25 protein-coding genes are annotated in these 23,170 nt (G+C 42.3%); 9 read left to right on the top strand and 16 right to left on the bottom strand.

What is annotated here, in order from left to right:
- Positions 1-67: 67 nt before the first annotated feature.
- From ACTHRG_RS02700 to ACTHRG_RS02685, 4 genes are all read right to left on the bottom strand, one after another.
- The gene (locus tag ACTHRG_RS02700) at positions 68-1,690 is read right to left on the bottom strand and encodes an AarF/UbiB family protein (RefSeq protein WP_175609083.1); all 1,623 of its coding nucleotides are present in this window, start codon (positions 1,688-1,690) and stop codon (positions 68-70) included.
- Between the two features lie 116 nt (positions 1,691-1,806).
- Positions 1,807-2,571 carry an alpha/beta hydrolase gene (locus ACTHRG_RS02695; RefSeq protein WP_440230510.1) on the bottom strand — a complete coding sequence of 255 codons (765 nt, stop codon included), beginning with the start codon at positions 2,569-2,571 and terminating at the stop codon, positions 1,807-1,809.
- A gap of 108 nt (positions 2,572-2,679) precedes the next feature.
- Positions 2,680-3,237: a hypothetical protein gene (locus ACTHRG_RS02690; protein WP_440230509.1), complete on the bottom strand. Its 558-nt coding sequence runs from the start codon at positions 3,235-3,237 to the stop codon at positions 2,680-2,682.
- A gap of 2 nt (positions 3,238-3,239) precedes the next feature.
- Entirely contained in the window at positions 3,240-3,551 is a 312-nt protein-coding gene (locus tag ACTHRG_RS02685) for a hypothetical protein (protein ID WP_440230508.1), read from the bottom strand.
- Positions 3,552-3,911: 360 nt separating this feature from the next.
- Here ACTHRG_RS02685 and ACTHRG_RS02680 point away from each other — a divergent pair, with 360 nt between their 5' ends.
- From ACTHRG_RS02680 to ACTHRG_RS02665, 4 genes are all read left to right on the top strand, one after another.
- Positions 3,912-4,067, top strand: coding sequence for a hypothetical protein (locus ACTHRG_RS02680; RefSeq protein WP_440230507.1), 156 nt, complete (start codon positions 3,912-3,914; stop codon positions 4,065-4,067).
- A gap of 221 nt (positions 4,068-4,288) precedes the next feature.
- Positions 4,289-4,852, top strand: a complete 564-nt coding sequence (locus ACTHRG_RS02675) for a biotin transporter BioY (RefSeq protein ID WP_076257922.1) — start codon at positions 4,289-4,291, stop codon at positions 4,850-4,852.
- Between the two features lie 33 nt (positions 4,853-4,885).
- Complete coding sequence (locus ACTHRG_RS02670; RefSeq protein ID WP_076257923.1) at positions 4,886-6,337, top strand: AMP-binding protein; 1,452 nt, start codon at positions 4,886-4,888, stop codon at positions 6,335-6,337.
- The gene (locus ACTHRG_RS02665) at positions 6,333-7,424 is read left to right on the top strand and encodes an acetyl-CoA C-acyltransferase (RefSeq protein ID WP_076257924.1); all 1,092 of its coding nucleotides are present in this window, start codon (positions 6,333-6,335) and stop codon (positions 7,422-7,424) included. Before ACTHRG_RS02670 ends, ACTHRG_RS02665 begins: the two co-directional genes overlap by 5 nt.
- A gap of 180 nt (positions 7,425-7,604) precedes the next feature.
- Here ACTHRG_RS02665 and ACTHRG_RS02660 read toward each other — a convergent pair whose 3' ends face one another.
- From ACTHRG_RS02660 to ACTHRG_RS02645, 4 genes are all read right to left on the bottom strand, one after another.
- Positions 7,605-8,180, bottom strand: coding sequence for a DUF6944 family repetitive protein (locus ACTHRG_RS02660; protein ID WP_076257925.1), 576 nt, complete (start codon positions 8,178-8,180; stop codon positions 7,605-7,607).
- A gap of 12 nt (positions 8,181-8,192) precedes the next feature.
- A complete protein-coding gene (locus ACTHRG_RS02655; RefSeq protein ID WP_076257926.1) occupies positions 8,193-8,837 on the bottom strand; it encodes a DUF6944 family repetitive protein in 645 nt (214 codons plus the stop codon).
- 162 nt (positions 8,838-8,999) lie between these two features.
- Complete coding sequence (locus ACTHRG_RS02650; RefSeq protein ID WP_076257927.1) at positions 9,000-9,590, bottom strand: GNAT family N-acetyltransferase; 591 nt, start codon at positions 9,588-9,590, stop codon at positions 9,000-9,002.
- A 76-nt stretch (positions 9,591-9,666) separates the two neighbouring features.
- Positions 9,667-10,092, bottom strand: a complete 426-nt coding sequence (locus ACTHRG_RS02645) for a VOC family protein (RefSeq protein ID WP_076257928.1) — start codon at positions 10,090-10,092, stop codon at positions 9,667-9,669.
- Between the two features lie 183 nt (positions 10,093-10,275).
- Here ACTHRG_RS02645 and ACTHRG_RS02640 point away from each other — a divergent pair, with 183 nt between their 5' ends.
- Entirely contained in the window at positions 10,276-10,497 is a 222-nt protein-coding gene (locus ACTHRG_RS02640) for a hypothetical protein (RefSeq protein ID WP_076257929.1), read from the top strand.
- A gap of 31 nt (positions 10,498-10,528) precedes the next feature.
- Here ACTHRG_RS02640 and ACTHRG_RS02635 read toward each other — a convergent pair whose 3' ends face one another.
- Complete coding sequence (locus ACTHRG_RS02635) at positions 10,529-11,410, bottom strand: LysM peptidoglycan-binding domain-containing protein (protein ID WP_440230605.1); 882 nt, start codon at positions 11,408-11,410, stop codon at positions 10,529-10,531.
- A gap of 258 nt (positions 11,411-11,668) precedes the next feature.
- Between ACTHRG_RS02635 and ACTHRG_RS02630 the strand changes: the two genes are divergently transcribed.
- Positions 11,669-12,394 carry a hypothetical protein gene (locus tag ACTHRG_RS02630; protein ID WP_175609084.1) on the top strand — a complete coding sequence of 242 codons (726 nt, stop codon included), beginning with the start codon at positions 11,669-11,671 and terminating at the stop codon, positions 12,392-12,394.
- A gap of 454 nt (positions 12,395-12,848) precedes the next feature.
- On the opposite strand, the gene ACTHRG_RS02625 is transcribed toward ACTHRG_RS02630, so the two are convergent.
- Positions 12,849-13,850 (bottom strand): LLM class flavin-dependent oxidoreductase, encoded by a 1,002-nt coding sequence (locus tag ACTHRG_RS02625; RefSeq protein ID WP_076257930.1) that lies wholly within the window; start codon positions 13,848-13,850, stop codon positions 12,849-12,851.
- Positions 13,851-13,974: 124 nt separating this feature from the next.
- Positions 13,975-14,928, bottom strand: a complete 954-nt coding sequence (locus ACTHRG_RS02620) for an EamA family transporter (RefSeq protein ID WP_076257931.1) — start codon at positions 14,926-14,928, stop codon at positions 13,975-13,977.
- A gap of 105 nt (positions 14,929-15,033) precedes the next feature.
- Here ACTHRG_RS02620 and ACTHRG_RS02615 point away from each other — a divergent pair, with 105 nt between their 5' ends.
- Positions 15,034-15,912 carry an AraC family transcriptional regulator gene (locus tag ACTHRG_RS02615; RefSeq protein WP_076257932.1) on the top strand — a complete coding sequence of 293 codons (879 nt, stop codon included), beginning with the start codon at positions 15,034-15,036 and terminating at the stop codon, positions 15,910-15,912.
- Between the two features lie 9 nt (positions 15,913-15,921).
- Here the strand turns inward: ACTHRG_RS02615 and ACTHRG_RS02610 are convergent, their stop codons facing one another.
- Both ACTHRG_RS02610 and ACTHRG_RS02605 read right to left on the bottom strand, forming a co-directional pair.
- A complete protein-coding gene (locus ACTHRG_RS02610; RefSeq protein WP_440230506.1) occupies positions 15,922-16,128 on the bottom strand; it encodes a hypothetical protein in 207 nt (68 codons plus the stop codon).
- A gap of 8 nt (positions 16,129-16,136) precedes the next feature.
- On the bottom strand, positions 16,137-16,529 hold the full coding sequence (locus ACTHRG_RS02605; RefSeq protein WP_440230505.1) for a hypothetical protein: 393 nt from the start codon (positions 16,527-16,529) through the stop codon (positions 16,137-16,139).
- Positions 16,530-16,745: 216 nt separating this feature from the next.
- On the opposite strand from ACTHRG_RS02605, the gene ACTHRG_RS02600 reads away from it, so the two are divergent.
- Positions 16,746-17,222, top strand: a complete 477-nt coding sequence (locus ACTHRG_RS02600; protein WP_440230504.1) for a DinB family protein — start codon at positions 16,746-16,748, stop codon at positions 17,220-17,222.
- 497 nt (positions 17,223-17,719) lie between these two features.
- The gene (locus tag ACTHRG_RS02595; protein WP_440230503.1) at positions 17,720-18,886 is read left to right on the top strand and encodes an IS256 family transposase; all 1,167 of its coding nucleotides are present in this window, start codon (positions 17,720-17,722) and stop codon (positions 18,884-18,886) included.
- A 534-nt stretch (positions 18,887-19,420) separates the two neighbouring features.
- On the opposite strand, the gene ACTHRG_RS02590 is transcribed toward ACTHRG_RS02595, so the two are convergent.
- From ACTHRG_RS02590 to ACTHRG_RS02580, 3 genes are read right to left on the bottom strand one after another with little or no spacing between them, the layout of a single operon-like run.
- Positions 19,421-19,726: a hypothetical protein gene (locus ACTHRG_RS02590; RefSeq protein ID WP_394578272.1), complete on the bottom strand. Its 306-nt coding sequence runs from the start codon at positions 19,724-19,726 to the stop codon at positions 19,421-19,423.
- Between the two features lie 17 nt (positions 19,727-19,743).
- Positions 19,744-21,573 (bottom strand): LTA synthase family protein, encoded by a 1,830-nt coding sequence (locus tag ACTHRG_RS02585; protein WP_440230502.1) that lies wholly within the window; start codon positions 21,571-21,573, stop codon positions 19,744-19,746.
- Positions 21,560-23,170 (bottom strand): aminotransferase class V-fold PLP-dependent enzyme, encoded by a 1,611-nt coding sequence (locus ACTHRG_RS02580; protein ID WP_440230501.1) that lies wholly within the window; start codon positions 23,168-23,170, stop codon positions 21,560-21,562. Before ACTHRG_RS02580 ends, ACTHRG_RS02585 begins: the two co-directional genes overlap by 14 nt.

The raw sequence follows: 23,170 nt of genomic DNA, 5'->3' as shown, positions 1-23,170 counted from the left end.
TACCCCGAATGAAGGGGGTTCAATCCTATTTTCGGGTAAAATTTATGCATATAATCGGCTCTTTTGGTTATTTCCGTTTTTCCGGCATATATTTCAGCCACTTTCCCAGTCTCCAGCTGTTCACTCCATACACTAAAAGGGCAATGCCTGCTATGCCTGCGGATAACTGCAGGATCAGCATTTCATCAGCATAAACGCCAAAGCCTGACCCGGTTAAACCTAGCATGAATAACTGAAAAAACTGCTTTTTCCGATTTTCATAGATCGTAAATTGAAACTCTCTTCTTTGTCCGGCCTCTTTCATTTTTTCCAATTTACGCGGTGTTTCCAGGAACACCGCTGCTGAATGAAAAATTTTAAAGAACGGCTGGGATTGGATAATGTTCCAAATAAAGGACCATTTATTCCCCTGTGAGCTTAACCATTCTGTAAAAACAGGTTTACCAAGCTCAAGAAGATCATCTTCCGGTGCCAGATGGCGAACAATCCCTTCGATTGTCATAAAGGACCTGCCCAGAAAAACAAAGCGTGTTGGCACCTGAATTGGAAGAGCAGCAATCAGATCGTTTAGTTCAAGCTTAAGAGCCACTAAATCCATGTCCTTTACCTGAGAGAGGTCAAATGCCATCCATTCTGACAGCAGCTTCTCCATTGTTACTGCATTAGCTTCCGGCAGCAAAAATCCCAGCTGTGACAGACATTCGACTGCTTTACTGTAGTTTTTAGCGAGAATGGATTCAATTAAATTCTGAAAAGAAACTGCATCTTTTTTTGAAATTTCACCGGCCATGCCGAAATCGAGAAGAATGATCCTCCCTTCTCTCGTAAACTGCACATTTCCCGGATGAGGATCTGCATGAAACATCCCAGGTTCCAGCCATTGCGGCAGGAAGAGCTTCATCAATTGGCGGGCCAATTCCTGACGGGACATCTCTAGTTTTTCAACCGCTTCTGAATCATTGAGCCTTTTTCCCTCCACCCATTCCATTACAAGCACTTTCGAGGTGCAAAGCTCCTGATGCACATCAGGAATTTTCACCATCTCACTGTCTTTAAAGCGCTTCTTAAAATAAAGCAGTGTATCCTTTTCCTTTGTAAAGTCAAGCTCCCGCTCAATAACCTGCTTAAGTTCCTGAAAAAGGACTTTTAAATTAATGAATCCCTTTGGAATAGGGACAAACCGATCTGCGAACCAGACAAGAATACTAAGGGTCCGGAAGTCGGTATGTACGATAGATTGAATATCTGGACGCTGCACTTTAATGGCAACAATTGAGCCGTCCTGCAGAGCGCCTTTATATACCTCTCCAATCGAAGCGGATGCTATGGCTTCTTTTTCAATCGCTACCACCTTTTTAGAGAGCTCGCTTCCCCACTCTTCATTTAAAATTACTTGGATTTCACTCCATTCGGACGGAGGCACCTTATCGGTCAGGTCTTGAAGTTCCTGGATGAAAGATTTTGGAAGCAAATCAGAACGAATGCTGATAAACTGACCAATCTTTATCAGCAGCCCTTCTAATTCAAAAAGTGTTGTCCGGAATCTTTTCCCGATGGCAGACCATAATTTTTCCCACTCAGCTTCTGATTTGCGGGTCCATTTATACCAGTAAATCTGTATTATAATGAGAAGTGCCAAAGAAAACACTTTATACATGCGGAGCCATTTACTTCTCGCCTTCATTTCCATCATCTTCTTCCTATGTAAGATGTACTGTATTATTCTGTAATACTGGCTAAATACCCTTTTCTTTTATACGGCAGCATGTTTAAAAAGTTTCATAACGTAAAAAAAACAGCCCGTCCTTACACAAAGGACAAGCTGTTTGCCTGAGTCTCCTGGATATACTGATGAGTTATGTTAACAATCTCTTCTTTATCATGGTCCATGGATGCCACATGATAGGAGTTATAGAGCGATATAGCTTTCTTCTTCGCGGAGCCGATCTTCTCCAGAATAAAATCAGTACACTCTGCAGGCACCACATGATCTTCTACCGACTTAAAACCTAATACAGGTGTTTTAATGTCAGGCAATAAGTCAGGTGTTCTTTCCATGACCTTCTGCAATTCGAAGATAGATGGGACCGGTACTTTACCGTACGTAATCTCCTCTACATCCTCTTTTTTAATATCAGGTGCGCCTTCATCTATATACCTGGGGTTTGTTTTCCCTTTTAGATTTTCATAACATGGAACCCGAAGAGCGGCATTTATTAACACAATACCTGCAATTTCCGGATATTTATTAGCCAGCCAAAGTGTCAAGGCCCCACCCATCGATTGACCTGCAGCATAGACAAATGTGCATCTGTCTTTTAGAAATTGATAACCCTTTTCTGCTTCAGCAAACCAATCCTCATGAGAGGTATTTTCCATATCTTTATAATGTGTGCCATGACCTTTAAGCCTTGGAGCAAAGACGGTATAGCCAAGCTTGGCAAATGACTCACCCAAAAACCGGACACTCTGGGGAGTACCAAGAAAACCATGTGTGATCAGGATGCCGATCTCATTGCCTTCATAGTAGAATGATTCTGCACCGTCCAAAACAGGATAACGTTCATTCATAATCTATTCCTCCCTCAGAATTAATTATTCACATTATATAACCAACTATTCCGACCTGTCAACTTGTATTTAAAAAATGAAATGACCGTCCCGAAATGAAAGAAACGGCTAAACTAAAAATATAACCACAAATACAAGAAGACCGATACTTAATCCAATAATAATAGCCCTCGCATTAGAGTTCCATGTGTAATCTGTGAAGTCTGCAGGTGATTGAGCACCATCCACCTTTCTGCTGTGAATGACCATGCTGATATTGGTCATGGCCAGAATCGCGATAGTCAGAAAAAATAAAAACATCGGTTCAATGGTTAGAAGAATATTGGATCTAAAATGAAGATAAGCATTTAAAAAACATATACCACTCACCAGCAGACTCGAGATACTCCCCACAGTCCGCTGCTTTCTCCATTCATTGCCCATCTTTTCTCTTTCGTATTTGGCTATTTGATCTAAAGCGGGGATAATGGAGGATGCAGAATCTCGCCTGATAAATCCGGCAAGAGACTGAACGAACAGAAGAACTCCAAGAAACAAAAACATATGAAACATCGTTAATTCCATGAATGTTATCACAGCGAAAGATATGCCTAACGCTACAATGATTGCGCCATTCATCCATAAGATTTGTCTGACCCTTAACTTCCCAATTTCCGAAGAGCCCACTCTTATCCCTCCTTTTTTCTTATAAAAAAGATAACCGGGCTGGCAAGACTTAAGAAAGCAATTCCCAGGAAAAGCAAAGTGGCAGTTCCGTCCCCGCCCAGACCAAGCTCATCAGCGATAATGGCATCAAAAAATAAAACCTGGCCAGAGATGATAATTAAAATAAGTGATATAAACACAACCACTATCCCGCTAATGGCTTTTGAAGTTAAAGCAAAAATGAGCAATATAACGGCTGCCAGTAAAGAGCTATAAAAGACTGGCTGTAATAATGTAAATGTCCCCTCTGTTACAAATGATTCGTAAGTGTACATATTTCCTCCTAAAAAAAACCTTTTATACTGTTATTTTACATTTTTAAAATATGAAACTCCATTTTTATTGAACATAACCCTATAAGAATATATTTGCGGCACCATCTTAATAATAGACATTGACTTATTTATGTGAGTATTTGTATAAAGATATTATGATTCTTAATTAGAAACGGGGAGATTAAAATTCAAGCGCGATCCTACTTTAAGTTTAGTGTGACAGCTGCTTTGATGCTGCTGGGCTACGGAATTTATTATATTGTATCAGTTGTTTTGTTCTTCTTTGCGATAGGTGCACTTCTGCTACCTATTGGGGTATTCGGCTTTCCAATCTTAATTTATATAGTTTGGAAAAGGATATTGAAACATGCAGAAAATAAGACTTTAAAGATAGTATTCTTGCTTGGCGCCTATATGGTTTTTATTTTTATTACATATATATTAGATAGTATCAGCTGGAATGAAGGCGGCAATTTGGCCATTTATCTTTCCTGGCTTGGCATTGAGGTTAAATGAAATCACAGTTTCTTGTAAAGCTGCCTCCGTTTCCTTTTCGGGGGTTTTTTTCCCCTGATTTCTTAATCTGGCTGGAAAAAGTCCATGACTCTTTTGCTGACAAGCAAGGCCTTTACATTCTTGATTTTATTGTAAACTATATTTTCTATCACGTTGACAAACTTCTGTGTTAACCATAAAATAAAAACAGTTAACCTATTAATCTGAATTGGAGAGGTATTATGAAAGTCAAAGAAATGACATACGTGGCTTTATTTGCAGCAGTAATGGGAGCACTCGGTCTTGTTCCACCAATCATGCTATCTTTTACACCCGTTCCGATTACCTTACAGACACTCGGTGTCCTTTTAGCAGGGGGTATTTTAGGAGCCAGACTGGGCGGAATCAGCATGGCCGTGTTTTTGCTGCTGGTTGCTGCCGGAGCTCCATTATTATCGGGCGGACGCGGCGGTATTGGTGTTTTCTTCGGTCCCAGCGCCGGCTATTTAATTTCCTACCCGGTAACAGCATTTTTTATCGGCTATTTACTTTCACACTTCAAAACTTTAAAATTAATGAATATCCTTCTCATAAATCTGACTGTCGGAATATTCCTAATCTATCTGTTTGGCATTCCGGTACAGGCCTTTATGATGAATATTCCTCTGGCCGAAGCTATAAAATTAAGCCTGGTTTATATCCCGGGAGATGTGTTGAAAGCTACCCTTGCCTCATTCCTGGTATACAGACTGCTTAAGCATCCGATTATTAATAAGCAATTTTCTAAATCTCTGGAGACACTTTAAGGTGTCTCCTTTTCCATAAGGAGAGGAACACCCTTGACGAATATTACAGCAAATATAGAGAAGTTCGCCGAAGGTTCGCCGAATAAAGCAGCAATTATTACGACAGACGAGTCTTTAACCTATAAAGACTGGAACACTCTCGTATGTAAAACCGCCAATTGGCTAAAGTCTTTTTCTTTTGAAAATAAGACAGCGGGATTTCTTCTGCCAAATGGGATCCCATTTTTGCAATTATTCACCGGGGCCACCATGGCTGGATGGACAGCTGTTCCTTGCGATCTTAAATGGAAGGCAGAGGAACTTAGTGAGCGGATCAGGATTTCCAGCCCTTCTATTATAATCACAGTTAAAGAATACTATGACCAGGTTTCCAGCATGCACCCTTTCGTCCTCGTCTGGGAAGATGCATTTATGGAGATTGGCGGACAAAATAATTCGTTTCACATCGATTCTGAAAGCAACAAACCATTTTATATGGGTTTTACTTCAGGTACGACCGGCAGTCCAAAGGCATTTATCCGCTCCCATAAATCCTGGGCTGCCAGCTTCAAGGTTAATGAGCATGATTTTAAAATGAATGAAAAGGAACATGTCCTGATTCCAGGGGCACTCATCCACTCTCATTTTTTGTATGGCGCGGTTAGTACCCTGTGTACAGGCGGAACAGTTTACCTGCTTGATAAATTCAATGCAGCCAAGGCCCTATTGTGTATTGAGGAGCAGCCAATCACCGCACTTTATACAGTTCCGACAATGGTGTCAGCTATTTTAAAAGAAAAAAGAATCATAGAGAAGCCTTTTAAAATTATTTCTTCAGGAGCAAAATGGGACGAAACATCAAAAGAAGAAATCAGCAAAATGTTTCCTAAGCTTTCGATGATTGAGTTTTATGGGGCCAGTGAGTTAAGTTATATCACCTTTCATGGGAATGAGCAGAAGGCAGAATCAGTCGGTAAGCCTTGCCATGGAGTTGAAATCGAAATCAGAGGTCCAAAGGGTGAAAAGCTCGTTCCCTATGAAATCGGAAAAATATATGTCAAGAGCGATCTTATTTTCGATGGTTACCTATTAAATGGCGCAATACATACGATACAGGATCAAGATGGCTGGGCAACTGTTGATGATATGGGCTATGTTGATGAAGAAGGAAATTTATATATCAGCGGGCGGGAGAAGAACATGATTTTATATGGTGCCATTAATATCTTCCCGGAAGAAATTGAAAAAGTGATCAGCCAGCACCCTGCTGTTGAGGAGGCTGCTGTGATTGGAATGGAGGATCCATATTGGGGCCAAATAGCAGTAGCGATTATTCAAGGCAATACAGATGCTCTGGAGTTAAAACGCTTATGCAAAAATCATCTGGCCTCCTACAAAATTCCGCGCAAATGGATCTTCACTGAAGAAATGCCTTACACAGCCGGCGGAAAAATTGCCCGCGCCCAGCTGAGGGAAACCTTCGAAAGGAAGGTGATCAGCCATTAAGAGAGCCGTTATTGTACAAGCAAAAAGAACACCTATCGGAAAAGTTAATGGGATGCTTAAAGACTATGAGCCGCATGAACTTGCTGCCCCGCTGCTTAAATATCTGTCGGCAGGCCTGGAAGAAAAAATTGATGATGTCATTTTAGGCAATGTCGTGGGACCTGGCGGCAATATTGCCCGTTTGTCTACATTGGAAGCAGGACTCCCGCTGTCCGTTCCGGGTTTTACCCTGGACAGGCAATGCAGTGCGGGTTTGGAGGCCATACGGCTGGCATGCTATCTTATCCAGGGAGGCGCCGGCACCTGTTATATAGCGGGTGGTACGGAAAGTGCCAGCACCTCTCCCTTTTCGAAAAGGGCCCGCTTCTCCCCAGACAAAATCGGAGACCCGGATATGGGTGCTGCAGCGGAACATGTTGCCGAAAAGTACAGCATTTCAAGAGAAGCTCAGGATACATATGCACAAATAAGCTATGAACGGAGCTGGAAAGCTTTTGAAAATAGAGTCCTCGCAGACGAGCTGATTCCCATTGGAAGCCATTCACATGATGAAGAGTTTTTCAAAAAGAGAAAAATGCATACTCTTTTAAAACGAGCCAAACCAATATTTAAAAAGGATGGAACTGTAACAGCAGCCAACAGCTGCGGCATCCATGACGGGGCAGCTGCTGTTTTGGTGATGGAGGAAGAAACAGCAATTAAAAATGGCTACAAACCCATTCTGCGTTTTGCTGATAGTGCCGTTGCTGGTGTACACCCCAACTACCCGGGATTTGCGCCTGTTCCAGCCATACAAGAGATTCTGGAAAGAAATTATTTAACCATTGACGATATTGATTTAATCGAAATTAATGAAGCTTTCTCTTCCAAAATTGCAGCATGTGCCAATGAGCTTTCCATTCCACATGAAAAGCTGAACGTTAATGGAGGGGCTTTAACAATTGGGCACCCTTATGGAGCGTCAGGTGCAGTGATCGTTACAAAATTATTTTATGATGTGCAAAGGAGAAATTCTTGCAAATACGTATTAGCTGCTATTGGGAGCGGAGGCGGCGTCGGTGTGGCGATTTTGTTTGAGGCAGTTTAATGAAAGCTTGGAGGATAGCCTGGAGAAGTGGATTTCCAGGTTATTTTTCTGCTTGAAATTTGGCAGAATCCGACGTAATAGCACAATTTTAGCAACTGCTAGCATTTTGCTATTCGACAAATATCAACTGATATCACACTGGTATCCATCTATTTTCTCTTTTTTTGCAAAACATGCGGCTTATTCAGCTGCCTGAAGGATCGCATAAGCGCCAAGAATCGCACCAATGAATTCCAGCCAGCCCCCTGCAGCCAGCAGGACTCTTTTTTGGATGCTCGTTTCATCTTCTATAAGAATTCCTAAAGCGTCCAGGATCGCCGAAACGGAAATTAAAGAGTACCCCAGAGTTTCGAGATTGCTAAGCATATTGTCTTCTTCATTTTCAACTCCCGAAGCTTCCAATGCGGCACCCATGGATTGAATGGCACTGCCCAGCGAATTGAAGCCTGAAACAGAAACTGAGGGATTCTGAATTTCAATATTGTTTGCAGCCGAGTTAATGGAGTTCCCGCCTGCCTGCGTAAAGCTCCCAATAATTCCATATAAATTAGCTGTTTCACTTCCTTCAGCCAAGCTTATCCTGCCAAACCCCTGCAGGCTATTGCCAACTGCCTGGACACCGTTACCGTCCCGTATTAATTTTTTGTTCACATTGTTTTCGCCTGGCTTCATGGTTTCACCAATTGCTGAAATAAATGTGCCCGTAACCAAAAAATAAGCTCCGATCGTTAATAAGTCATCTCCCTCCAGATACATGATTACCCCTCTCTAAAACAGTTCTTCATTTAACCACACAGAAGATTTTGAGTCAGGTACATCGTTTGCATCACTGCTTTCAGAAGAGATCTCCTGATTCTCCCCCTGAATCGTACCAATTAGGGATAAGACAGAACCGACTGCCTGAATCCAGCTTCCCACGGCAATAATATGATTTGCGCTATCTCCAGGTGCTCCCCTCTCTTTTTCCCTGAGATTTTTTGTACCGCCGATTGCCTGAAGGGAGTTTCCAATCGATTGAAGCAGATTGCCATTTATATTAAGTATTTGACCGGGTGCAGTGGGATCTTCTAATTCATCTCCAAGTGCTGTCGCTCCGCCAAGAGCCTGAATCCAGTTTCCTGCGATAACTAATTTATCTTCATTTTCATCCTCTAAGTCCAGTGTTAATCCGGCAATGACCGTGCTGTTTCCGATTGCCTGTATCTCATTGCCGACCTTTTCAAGAGATGGCCCGCTCTCCCCATCCGCCTGGAGAGCGTTTCCTGTTCCTTGGAGGCTATTTCCCACTATATCGAGGCCATCAAAAAGACTTTCCATTCTTTTTGACTTGGCGGGTATGGTTGAGACAGCTGAAATGATCGTTCCGATTGCAGCTAAAGCGGCTCCGACGACCTCTTTTAGTTGATTGTCCATAACATACTCCTTAGCTGACGTATGTTATATTATATTCAAATTTTTTTCATGGGTACGAAGTTAATGAAGAGTGGCGGTTTCGGTGTCCGGATACTCTAATCTTGATTTGTATCAAAACAGCAAACCATATTGTTTCAAGGGACTTCGCCGTGATTTAGGCATTTACTCCTTCATATGTCCCCTTCTTGCTTTATGTGAGCAACAATTAATATCTGTAATCCTTCCCATTGTGATGGTGCTATAATAGTTCCCATCCGACAGCAGCTTATCCATTTTTAATACCCCTTCAATTTCAAAGCCATACTGCTCGTATAGCTTAATCGCTTTCTCATTTGTTTCAAGAACATTTAAGGTAATCTTCTTAATATGATTAGCTTCAGCCCATTGAATAGACTGAGCTAAAAGGTTTTTTCCAATAGCAAAGCCCCAGAATTCCTTCAGCACACATACTCCAAACTCCACTTTATGACGGCTTCTTTTCAGTTTGCTGCCTTCACATCTGGAAAAGCCTGCAATTCTTCCATTTATCTCCGCAACCAAAAATATATTACGTTCACTAATGGAATCTTTATTAACTAATTCTCTGAAACCTGTTTCATCTATGTATCCTTCACCTGCTTCCCGATCCATGTTCTCCGTTTCTCCATCAATCTGCACTCTTACTTCTGACAGTTTTTTAGCATCTTCCTCGACAGCAGATCTTATCGTATAGCACAAATTTTTAACTATATATTGTTTTGGTTTTAAAATCACAACAATCGCCTTCTTCTCTAATGAAATAATTCAAAAAGAGCCAATTCTTCCCTAAAAAGAATGGCTCATCAGTTAATTAATGCTCACCCTCTGTATAGATTTGAAAATTCACTCCGAATTTGTCGATTACGCTGCCATATGCAGGGCTGAAAAAAGTTTCCTGAAGAGGCATAGTGACTTGGCCGCCCTGCTGCAGAGCTTCAAAAAATTTCTTCGATTTTTCAGGATCTGATGCTGAAAGGCAAATGGTCACTTGATTGCCCGTTTGATGATTCTGACCAGGGAATGTATCGCTAAACATAAGTTCGTTCTCCCCAACCTTTACAGTTGCATGCATAATGCGGTTCTTTGCTTCTTCAGGCAGCGGATATTCAGGATTATCGGGACCTTCCCCAAATGTTTGCTTATACAGAACTTCCGCTTCCAGCGCTTCTCTGTAAAACTCAATTGCTTCATTCGCATTTCCGTCCATCACCAAATAAGGAATCACTCTTACTGTCATTTTCATCAGCTCCCTAATATTTTCATTTTTCTCAATATTTATTACAAGGTTGATTTTACTACGAGGAACAAATGTTCGCAACTATTTTTTAAAAAAACCGGTCTATTTTTATCACTTGTTCTATATTTTATAGAAATGGTGCAGGAACTTGTACCACATTCCATAGACAAAGGTGAGATGAGAATGTTTACGGTGTATTATCTTGATGGGAAAAATGTTTTATTAAATCAGCTTCGCAAAAGTGTTCCAAATGAAGGAGAAGAGATCAGAATCAAAGGACGCAAAGGAAAAGTAACCAGTGTAACATCAGTAGAGGAAAGGAAAATTCACGTACAGGTAGAGCTTGAAAGTGTAAATAAAGCGAAGCTGGCAGCAGAAGTTGATAAAAAGAAGAAAAAAAGATGAGAAAACCCGCATTGTCTGCGGGTTTTCCTGATTAATGCAGGGTTGCTCTGATCTCCTGCATTTTTTTCCTGACCAGAGGATAAAAATTCTTCTTAGCACTTGCAGTCGAATTCCCTCCAAAAAATTCAGTGCCCGGACATGTTTTTACTGCATGCCCATGGCTGTTATCCAGCACCCTCTCACCTGAGTTAATATCCCACCAATGGTGATAGGTGATGCTGTCGATGGATGGCGCCAGGCCATATTTCAGCATCAGGAGAGCTGTTACGGTCACGATCGTTTCTTTTTGTTCAGCAGTCATTTGATTGGAGTCAAAATCACCGAGATTTTCGATTGCTATCGCTTCTGCTTCGATCTTGTGCATCGCTTCTTTATTCTGAAGTCCGAATGATCCTTCCGGTGCTATATCGAACGGTCTCCCCACTGCCACCTTTCCATCCGGGAAAGTGGTCAGCTGCTGGCTGATCATGCTCCACTTCATCCCGCCTACATGATACTCCTCCATCCCCTTCAGGAGCGCAAAATGATTTGTGCCATTGAACTGTTTATATGATGGCTGATAGGTGTGATGCTGCTGAACCTTGGCCACTTTCCTCGTAAATTTCTGATTGAAAATCCAATCCCGGAACTCCTCTCTTGTCATGAGGACAAACTTACCATCCATGGCTAATTTCTTTGGAATAATTTTTAGTTTCTGCCCGGCATTTATAGCATTTGAGGATAGTCCATTTGCTGTCTTAATAATCGGGACACTTGAATCATATTTTTCCGCCAGCCTCCAGAGTGTATCTCCGGGAGCCACTTTATACATAATCGGAACACGCAGCTTTTGCCCGATTAAAAGTCTGTCTGACTGCAGGCCGTTAAATAGTTTTAAGTCCCCTGCAGTTGATCCGTATTTTTTTGCAATCAATGTCAGGGTATCCCCCTGCTTTACATCATAAATATTGCGGGGATTGTTTTCAGCATGTGCAGCGCTCCAATTCAATTGCCAGAACACTGCGAGACTGAGGAAAAGAAATATGCATTTTTTCATACTCAATGTCCTTTCCATTCGATTTATATTATTTTTGTATAACTAAAGAAAATTATCCTCTTTTTTTGGCATGATAAAGGAATCTGCAGGGTATTTTCTATAGCAGAATAAAAGAAATGTAAGGTGTGAGTCAGCATGAAAAACCAATACTTCTCAGAAATCTGTGTACCGATTCAAACTCCATATGGATTTAAACCAGCAGAAAAAGAACAATTTGATTTTACGTTCGACCGAAAAGACCGTTTTAATGATTACCGGATTGAAATTGATGAGCAGGATTATGATATCAGCCTGGATGACAATGGCCAGTGGTATTTTTTCACTTCATTTGTATGCGATTCATTTGATGAGCTTAAGCTTTCCAGACAGATTTTCAGGCCGCCCTATTTAAAAAATGTGGAATTGCGTTTAGTGGATTTAATGGAGAATGCCGATATCCGGCCACTTTATGAAGGTCATGACAAAGCATACGGACATGCACTTGCTCTTACTGATAACCTGGCATCTGTCCCGGCATTCCGGCAGGCCAGGCTTGCTAATTTTGATGGTTCTGATGATCCCACAATTATAAAAAGGATTCATTACATTCAAAATGAATACAAAGGAGAAATCACCCGGTTTATTTCCGGATTTGAAACCCGTTCTTTTGCAACCTATACAGAAAATGAATACTACGCAAGGGAAATTCACCTGCCGAAAAATGCAAGAACTTATTTGAAGCTGTTTGTTTACTTTTCCAGATATGGCACTCTTCCGTCACAGCAGATGATGCCGCGGTTCCTGGCGAATCTATGGGCGTCTGCACAGAGCTTAAATACGAAAGCCAATCCTGCACTCTACAAACAGGAAACCATAGATTAAAGAAGAGAGTTTCATTTTTCGGCAATAAAAGCCATGATACGACCTCCGCCCGCAAGAATAGTCTAATCCTGCGCTTTCCCGAGAAATATGAAAAGCGGAAGCGCCTTGCCCACGAAGGAACGCAGACTAAGAACGCCACGTCCTGTGGCAACGTCTGCATGACCCCCATCCTGGGGGCCTCAAGCACAAGCCGAGCCTCACAGGAAGGCGTTCTTTGCCTTCTTGGGAGGATTGCCCGAAATGTGGAGGCGACTGCCCAGGGACGACAGGCATAAGACGGTTCCTGTAAGAAGGCGTTTTTCCTTCTGAAAGGAAACGGCTTATAACCCCGAGTCCCTAGGAGCCGCAACAAGACAAGCTTGTGACCTCGAGGGGGTAGGCGCTGGAGCTAGACAGTTATCGAAGTTTAAACCTTTAACAAAATACAAAGGAAAAGCGGGGAATATTTCCCCGCTCATTTGCCGTCTGTAATTTCTTTCAATATTTCATAGGAACGTTTTTGTTTTTCTTCGTCATAAATATAGGAAACCGCCATGATTTCGTCCACATTGTACATGCTCTGGAACTGCTCCAGCTGTCCTTTGACAGTTTCTTTGCTGCCCATAAGGGTGACGCTTGACATCCCTTCTGCGGCTTCCTTCTCCATTGGGTTCCAGATGGAGTCCAGATCCTCGACCGGAGGGCTCAATTTCATGGAAGTCCCTCTGACAACATTCAGGAAAAACTGTTTCATCGTGGTGGACAGGAATTCCGCTTCCTCATCCGTTTCTGCTGCTATGACATTTAAGCAGATCATCATATATGGTTTATCCAGATACTGCGAAGGCTTAAAGTTGGCACGGTAGATCCGGATGGCGTCCTCCATCCACCTTGGAGCAAAGTGTGATGCAAACACATATGGGAGCCCCAGTTCAGCAGCCAAATACGCTGAATCTGTCGAAGAACCAAGAATATAAATGGGAATGTTCGTTTCAACACCCGGGTGTGCTTTTACATAGCTCTGCTCCTCTAAAGGACCAAAGTATGTCAGCAGCTGCTTCACATCCTCAGGGAATGTATATACAGAATCATTTTTTGAACGGCGAAGCGCACTAGCCGTCATCATATCCGTGCCAGGTGCCCTGCCAAGGCCCAAATCGACCCGGTCCGGATAAATGGTGGCCATCGTTCCGAATTGCTCGGCAACCACTAATGGCGCATGGTTCGGCAGCATTATACCGCCGGAGCCAACGCGAATGGTTTTAGTATGCTCCAATGCATGTTTTATTAAAATAGCCGTGGCAGAACTGACCAGTGTCGGTGTATTATGATGCTCCGCTATCCAATAGCGTTTGTAGCCCATCTCCTCTGTTGCCTGAGCCAGATCAACAAGATCTTCGATAGCCTGCCTGCTGTCTTTCCCCTCCCGTATTGGGGCAAGGTTTAAAACAGAAACAGGTATTTGTATATTGGTCATTTTATAATCTCCTTCATGAAGAATTGACTTTATTTTAACAACCGAAATAAATTTAGGAAAATATAATGCTTAGTGTGAGCAGATTTATTAAGAAAAAACCAGCTCCCGCGAAAGGAGCTGGCTCTCAGCTTACTCTTAATGGTTCTTCATTTTCAGCAGAAACACTGGTTTTTACCGGTTTTTTCTTACTCAAAGCCAGCAGCAGAATCATGCCAAAGATACATGCAGTACCCGCCCATTGAAACAGGCCGAATGGTTCGTTCAGCCAGATAACCGTCGTAAATACTGCGGCAAGCGGTTCGAGGCTGCTTAAAAGACTGGTTTCGGTTGGAGACAGCGTTTGGAGACTTTCAATGTAGAACCAGAACGCAAGCATCGTTCCAAAAATAATAACGAAAACCAAATACAGGAATGCTTCAGCCGTTAAGCTGCCGAAATCCATTTCCCATGGGGGATGGATGAAACTCAATGCAAATCCGCCAATCACCATCGCCCAGCCAACCACGACAAGGGAATCATACTTCTTCAGCAGCGGGACGGCATACAACGTATAAAACGCCAGTGCCACACCGGATAGAACTCCCCATACAATCGCAGGTGACGGTACGGACAGCTGAGAAACAGAACCATTGGTCAATAGAAGAAAGCACCCCGCTAAAGCAAGGGACACGGTCACCAAATCCTGTCTTGTAAACACCGATTGCTTACGCAGGACCAGATAAATGATAATCATAGCTGGTGCCAAATATTGAAGCAGCGTGGCAACAGCCGCATTGCCATGGTGAATGGAAGCCATATAGGTATACTGTACGGCCAGCATTCCCGCCAGGCCAAAAATCAAAAGCATGATAGCTGCTTTTTTATTCTTCCACACTCCAAACACCTGTGAGCGATCCTTCAGCAAAAATTGTACGGCTAAGAGTAGCACACCAGCGATCAGAAGCCGGGCTGTGACAAGCCAATCAACTGAGATGCCGAATTCCTGAAAAAGCTTTTGGGCAACAGTTCCGCCAACACCCCAGAATGAAGCTCCAAAAATAACGAGCAATAAACCCGTACTCCTTGAACGTCCTTTCATGTTCGACTCCACCTTAAATATAATAATAGTGTTATAATATATCAAATTCCCTAATAAAAATAGCTGGATATCATAAAAAAGTATAACAATATTGAGGTGGCTTTTTTGCAGATTAAAGATTTTAAAGTGGATGAAAGCCTGAAGGAATTGACGAGCCACAGGACAGTGGTGATGCCTGTCGCGTGCTACGAGACGAAGATCGCAGATCATATTCAAGGCAAAGTTCCTTTGCATTGGCATGAGGAAATTCAATTTATCCTGACCCTTAAAGGCGAAGCCATGGTTCAAGTCAATGAAGAGAAATTTGCGGTTAAAGAAGGAGACTGCCTGTTCATCAATAGCGGGTGCCTTCATTCAGCCGAGGATATTAGCGGAGATTGCGTGTACATTTGTTTAAATGTCTCCCCTCATTTCCTGCTTCCCCAGGAATTGTTCAGCAGCTATATTTCTCCGTATATTTCAGCAACAAATCTTCCAGGCCTAATTTTGAAGGGTAATGAGGAATGGGAAAACAATATTATAGACAGCATCCTGGAAATCAAGAAATTAATTCATGAGAATTCACCATTTTATGAGATTGATACAGCCAGTCTGCTCACATTCATTTGGCAGCAGTTAATCAGGAACGGATTCCAGCTGGAATACAGCCAGACTGAGTTTGAAAAACACAGGCGGATGAAAGAAATGCTGAATTGGATCCATGAACATTATGCTGAGAAAGTCACCCTGGAGTGTATTGCCAAAGCCGGCAGACTGAGCAATTCTGAATGCTGCAGATACTTTAAAAAGATTCTAAGAACCACACCCATTAAATACCTGATTCAGCACCGCCTGCAAAAAAGCCTCCCCCTGCTTCAGGAGCCGGGCTCGAATGTAACTGAGGTTGCGTATAAAGTAGGCTTTAACAGCAGCAGTTATTTTATTGAAAAATTCCGTAATGCGATGAATATGACACCTTTGGCTTATAAAAAGAAGCGGCATTGAGTGCAGCCATTAGGAAATGGCCAGCGATTGTCCGAACTTTTCCTGGCCATTCGTTGAAATGCAGGTGTTTTTTTCTATCGCCCGGCATTCAATAGTAAGAAAATACTCTTTCAGGCTTCCCTGAAAAACAACAATGAAATCTTCATTTTCCATCAAATCGTGCGGCATAACAAGGGCAGGCGGTTTATTAAATTTGACAATTTCACATCTCTGCAAGACAGTTGCTACAAATTGAGAGCAGAAAAAAGTATTTTTTCTTGAGAGTTGTTTATTAAACATGATGGCAAAAAGGCCCAGCAGATTATAACTGTAATCGTTTTTTCAGATTCTATCTTATTTATAAGTGCTTTAAGCTTGTTTAGCTGTGCATCTGTAACAGAACAGCTGATGACAGTACACTTTGAGTCAGTAAAAAATTTCCCTCTTAAATTTTCTTTAACAAAACCGCCTATAAATGGATTTTTCGCCGTTTTCCTGCCAAAGCTGTACACATTTTTTAATTCAGGGTCAATTGAAATAGAAGCATGGTTATAAGGCTTTTTTGTGTAAAGCTTAATAAGCCGCGTAAATAACGTTCCGGTATCCGTAAGGAGTATATAGATTTTTTGATTAGACATAGCGTATCTCCTTATTAAAAATATGATTATATTCTTATAATATGGAGATGCGTCTCTTAGGTTAAGAAGCCTGCGCTGTATTTGGTTATAGGACTTGAGACTTAAGGTTATTAATTATACATAGCTCTTCTGGACAAAAATATATAAAGACGTAGGAAAATGGTGTGAAGCCCTAGAACTTTAATGCAATGAGCTTTAATATGGAGGGTGAATTTATTGGAACAGACAATTTTTGATCATATGGAAAAAGTGCGTGGCATTACAGAAAAATCAATCAGACGGATTCCAGAAGAAATGGCTGATATCATACCAGAAGGATTTAACAATAGTATCCGCTGGAACTTCGGGCATATTGCATTTGTCCAGGAAAAGCTTGTCTTTGGAATATCAGGTGAAAAAATGAACGTCCCAGTGAACTATGAACGGTTATTTGGTGCTGGAACTAAGCCTGCCGATTGGATCGAAGAACCGCCTTCCTTCAGGGAAATTGCGTCCGTCTTAACCGAACAAAAACCCAGGATAAAGACATTTCTTCATGGGCGTATGGATCAAAAACTGCCAAGTCCCTTTACAAACCGCGGCGGCATTACCTTTTACACAACCGGAGAAGCTTTTTTATTCGGCTTTTACCATGAAGCCATTCATATGGAGACTATTAAACAGATTTATCGTTCAATTATAAATAAAGGCTGAATTGTTTTAAAAAAGTACAGCCTTCTTACTCCTGTCTGGTGTTAGAAGATGCTCGGAGTTCGGTCTCCGACTGCCTCTCTTTAGAGATTTCTGTGTCCGAAGCTGCACAGAGTTTTGACTCTGATTCACGGTTCCGGCTTTCCGTGTCCGAAGCTGACCCGGGTTCCGACTCAATTCCATGGTTTCCGCCTTTCTGTGTCCGAAGTTGACCCGGGTTCCGACTCTCACATCCTCTTTTCTGCTTTCTGTGTCCGAAGTTGCACCAAGTTCTGACTCTACCGGCCTCTTTTCTCCTTTTTGTGTCAGAACTTGCACCAAGTTCTGACTCTACCGGTCTCTTTTCTCCTTTTTGTGTCAGAACTTGCACCAGGTTCTGACTCTACCGGACTCTTTTCTGATTAAGTCCATATAATTGTGTAAAAAGAAAAGGAGTCAAATTAATTCCTAATGGTCACAATGGTTATCAACGACGAAAAATCATTGTGGAGGAATTAATTTTGACTCAATATCAGTTTAACCTAAATCTTGACTATTTAAAAGAATCGGTAATGAATTCAGACCTTGACGCTGTTATTAAGGCTTCTGTTGTTCTTGTTTTGAATTCTGTCATGGAAAAAGAGCGTGATGACTACTTGCAGGTTGGAGCTTATGAACGTTCTTCTGATCGATTTGATTCTCGAAACGGCTACTATGAACGCGACTTCGTTCTGAGTATTGGCAGGGTAACTTTGAAGGTTCCCCGTACACGCAAGGGGGAATTTTCACCTTCTTTGTTTGAGAAATATGCCCGCTGTGATCAGGCGTTTGTTCTTTCTATGCTTGAAATGGTTGTCAATGGCGTGTCTACTAGGAAAGTGAAAAATATTGTACAACAGCTTTGCGGGGAAAGTGTTTCTAAGTCATTTGTTTCTTCTCTCACGGAAAGGCTGGACCCAGTTGTACATGCATGGGCCAATCGTCCACTGAACACAACCTACTATCCTTACATTTTTGCTGATGCGATGTATATCAAGGTGCGTGAACACAATCGGGTTGTATCAAAGGCTGTTTATATTGCCACTGCTATTACAGAAGAAAACCGCCGGGAAGTTCTGGGGATAAGAGTGGATCACGCAGAAAGCTATGAGGCATGGAAATTATTTTTACTTCACCTGCAATCACGCGGCATTCAATCACCAAAGCTGTTTATTACGGATGCACATGCCGGCTTGAAAAAAGCGCTTAAAGAGGTCTTTGTAGGAACAGTTTGGCAACGATGTACGGTCCATCTAAAGCGAAATATCTTTAATGCACTGCCTAAAAAAGGAATTGTGGATGAGAAACTAGGATTAAAGAGAATCTTTGAAGCTGTTAGTGCAGAAGATGCACGGCTTTTTAAAGAGGAGTTTCTCGAACGTTTTGGGGACAATCATAAGTTAGGGAAAGCCATCCAAATATTAGAGGACGGCTTCGAAGATGCCATTCAATATCTAAATGAACCAGTTAAGTTTCAACAGTATATCCGCAGCACAAATTCACTGGAACGCTTAAATCAAGAGGTAAGAAGAAGAGAACAAGTCATTCGGATCTTTCCGAATACCCAATCGGCATTCAGAATGATTGGAGCTGTGCTTATGCAGGTAAATGAGGAACAGGCAATGAAAAAAATGGTGAGACATCAATAAGAAAAGTAAATACTGTAACACTATACAGAGGTAGTGGAAATGCCTAATTTTGAATTGACATTGAGCCTCCGGCGGGCATGAGGAAAAGCCAGGAAGCCAAGAGTTATACAACTCCTGGCTTGCCCTCCAGGCTATCATGCCCGCCCCTCAATGTAAATTCAAAATAATATTAGCCCACTATACAAAATTCTAAGAAGCTAAAAACCATTGTTGACACTTTTACACAAAAATAAGGACTTGACTTCTTTTCTCCTTTCTGTGTCTAAAGTTGACTCTGGTTCGGACTCAATTCCATAGTTCCCGCCTTTCTGTGTCCGAAGTTGAACCAGGTTCCGACTCAAATCCCCCGTTTCCGCCTTTCTGTGTCCCAAGCTGACCCGGGTTCCGACTCAAATCCATGGTTTCCGCCTTTCTGTGTCCGAAGCTGACCCGGGTTCCGACTCTCACATCCTCTTTTATGCTTTCTGTGTGGCCAATGACCAAATTTCTACAAGAAACAAATAAGAGGCATGCCACATAGGACATACCTCAATCTCATTCCGGCATATTCAATCGCGGAAAAAAGTTATAAACCATAAAAACACCGAATAAACCAAAGAATAATGCACCGAAGATTGAACCCTCCACCAGGGCAGCAATTCCAAATGCGATGGCAATCAAACCAACCCATGCGGCAAATGACGAAATGGTGTAATGATAAATACCGCCGATAAATGTCAGCGTCCTGCCCAGGAATTGTCCTTCGCTTCCTGCTCTCTTAACTTCGATAAGCGTTAAAATAAAGCTCCAAAGCAGCAGCAAAGGTATCCCCCATAAAAAGATAAACCCGAATACTTCCATGCTTCTCCTCCAAAAATTTACTCCATAAACCTCATTAAATCCCCATGCACAATATCATCAGAAAAGCCGAGCTCTTTCCTGGAGATATCCATAAAAGGTTCACAGCCTGTAATATCCGCTTCTTCTTCCGATTTACTATCGAAGCATTTACCGGATTTGTACAAATAGTCTTTCGCTATGAAACTTCCATCCCGGAAGGTAACGGGATGATCGGGATCCCTTGTAAACAGGTTCTGCCCGAAGCTGAAATTATCATCAGCACCTATGCCGAGCAGATGAAGAATCGTTGCCCTGATATCAATTTCACCGCCAAGGTTCGAGAATGTTTTGCCCTCCACACCCGGCACATGGATAATCAGCGGCACACTCTGCAGCTGCATGCGGTTCACAATCGTATCTTCCTGCCCCAGCAGTTCAAGCACACCATGCTCATATTTGTCAGAGATGCCATAATGATCGCCATACAATACGAACATCGTATTTTCATAAAGTCCCTTCTTTTTTAAGTCCTGGAAGAAGGTTTTAATGGCTTCATCCTGGTATCTGACGGTTGTGACATAGCGATTGACCACCATTTCACTCGTGCTGGCCTCAGGGATAAACTGATCTTCCTCCTCCAGCAAAAACGGGAAATGGTTTGTTAATGTGATAAACCTTGCGTAGAAAGGCTTTTGCAGGTTATCCAGATGCCGAATGGATTGCTGGAAAAATGGGATATCCTTAATCCCGTAGTTCACAGAGTTCTCATCCGTCACCACATAATCAGCTTTTGAAAAATACCGATTATACCCTAAAGAATCATACATAGCTTCCCGATTCCAGAACGAAGCGTCATTCCCATGGAAAACGGCTGCGTAATAATCCTTTTCAGCTAATATATGCGGCAGGCTCCGATAAGCGTTTTCCGTTTTCCGGACAAATGCCGAGCCGCTAGACAACGGATAAAGGCCCGTATCAACCATGAATTCCGAGTCCGATGTTTTGCCCTGTGCTGTCTGATCATAGACTCGGCTGAAATAAAAGCTGTCTTCAATCAGTGAATTAAGGAAAGGCGTTATTTCCTGCCCGTTCACCTTCTGGTTGATCACAAAATTCTGTGTGGACTCCATGCTGATCAGAACGACATTCATTCCTTTTGCGGCACCAAAGTAATCCGATGGCTTATCTTCATGTGATTGCACATACTCAGCAGAAGCCTCAGCATCCGTTGCACTGGCCAAAGCGCGGTTGAGCGGGTTGGCTGCAGCGATGCCGATATCATAAAGATGATATTGATACAAGCCGATATGCTTAACAAGCTGCTGGCGATTATAGGATTCCGAAAATAAATGAGGCACTTTCACCAAGCCGAGAGTGATGGTTATTAGCACAAACATCAGACTGACAGCGCTATAAAGCCTTTTTGATTTATTTGTAAGCTGCTCACCTGCTGATTTCTTTTTTAAATAGCAAAGCCAAAAAACAGCCAGGTCAGCCAATAACAGAAGATCCCACGGGCTGATCAATTCAAAAGTACTCGGTCCTATCCCTCCGACATTTTTAAACTGAAAAAGGATCGGAACGGTTACAAAATCAGTATAAAAGCGATAATATAGAAGGTCCCCAAAAAGAATGCCGGTCAGAACTGCCATCGCTGCAAAAACAGCTCCCGGTCTGACCCTTCGCTTAAAATAATAAGGGACTCCAAGAATGACCATAATGGCCCCGATCGGGCTTAATAGCATAAATAAAATATCTGTCCAGTTTTCCGGGTGCAAATTGAATCCGATAAAGGATACAGCAGCCGTCTTGATCCAGATTAAGATAACGGCAGCCCAAATGGGAGGAAGCTTTTTAAATAACTTCATAATCATACCGCTTTTCATAGTGTTCTTCGAAAATACCCGCCATCATTTCAATAGAAGCCATGACCTTCTCTTCTTCCTGCGCCCCCATCAGAGCTACCTGAACCAAGTTTCTTTCAAGCAGGTACCCGCTTTCATAGCTTAGAAGAGTTCCTTTCTGTTTGCATAAGTCGCCAAATTCCCTGCTGGAAATGCCCTCCGGCAAATGGACAGTAAGGATGCCGGGTGAATAATCGTCCCCGCCCAGAACGGAAAAACCCTTGTCTGCAAGTCTTTCCCTTACTTTTAAAGACAATCTTTTTATCTTCTCGTAATCTATCAGCTTTATACTCTCTTTTAAGGCGTAGACCAGATTGGAAGAATGGGTATATGGAATGCTTTCATTGTCCTCATACATCTTTAAATCCAGGTATCTGGGAACACTGCTGTTCCCTTTTATTCTGTCTCTATGGAATACAATCGCAAGTCCCGGGTACGAGCCAAATCCTTTTCCGCTGACGGAGGATGCCAAAAGAATATTCTTAAGATTAAGCGGAACAATTCCGGCAGTACTGCATGCATCCACGCAAAGCTCGGCACCATACTTCGCACATATCTCCTGAATTTCACTGATATCGAACAAATACCCGGTTGAGGTTTCACAATGGACAGTCCAGACCCATTTTATAGAAGGATTTTCTGTCAGCATGTATGCAATTTCCTCATGCAGGATCGGTTCATTCCACTCTTTTTCAATCGTTTGAAAAGATAGCTGAAACCTTCTGGCATGATCAATTAGACGATAGCCAAATTCACCATTGGCCAGGATCAGTCCATTCCCCTCCATGTTTTTCAGCTGGGCAGCCACAAGGTCGTTGGAAAGGGTTCCTGTCCCGACAATAACTTCAGCAAAAGCGGCACCTGTCATCCTGCATAATTGAGAACGCAGCTCCACCAAGCCCTTGATAAAGTCACGATTACGATGTGATACGGCTTCTTTAGCAAAAGCGTTTTTCACGTTCTCATGAATAGGGACTGGGCCCGGCAAAAGCGAGTGCTGACCGGACTCCTCTGAGCTTCTGGCCATTAAGCGTTTAAAGGCTTTTGTGGAACGTTCGAAATTCTCTTTTGTTAAGTACATGGGCTGAAATTGGGCGCCCTCCTCTCCTGTCAGAGGACCAAAAGGCAAAAAGCCAATCCGCTTATACAATTTCAGCTGCCTGACCGTTCCAGAGATCAGCGCCATCGTATAATTTTTTTCAAGGCAAAGCTCCACTAGCTTTTCACAAAGCTGATAAAAAACTCGGGTGCTGCGGTATTCTTTTTTGACTGACAGCAGGCGGACTTCGCAATATTCACCTTTCACAGGCAAGTATTCTTCGAGATTAGGAAGCTTATAATCAAGCGAAAATGGCCTTTTCGCGCGAATCGCAATCATTCCTGCCACTTCCTCGCCAGCCTTGGCAATCACATATGTATTTTCTTCATGAAATTTATCAATTAAATGCTGATGTTCATTTTGCTTATGCTGTGGAATTTCTTCCACAAATGTTTGATAGTTCAGCTGATGGATTTGTTCGAATTCATCAGGTTCGGCTGCGATTTTGCAGATAATATTCAT

It is taken from the genome of Cytobacillus sp. SAFR-174 (assembly GCF_051964675.1).
Taxonomy (GTDB): Bacteria; Bacillota; Bacilli; order Bacillales; family Cytobacillaceae; genus Cytobacillus.
The sequence above is the reverse complement of the archived record's forward strand: the minus strand, read 5'-3'. Positions and strand labels throughout refer to the sequence as shown.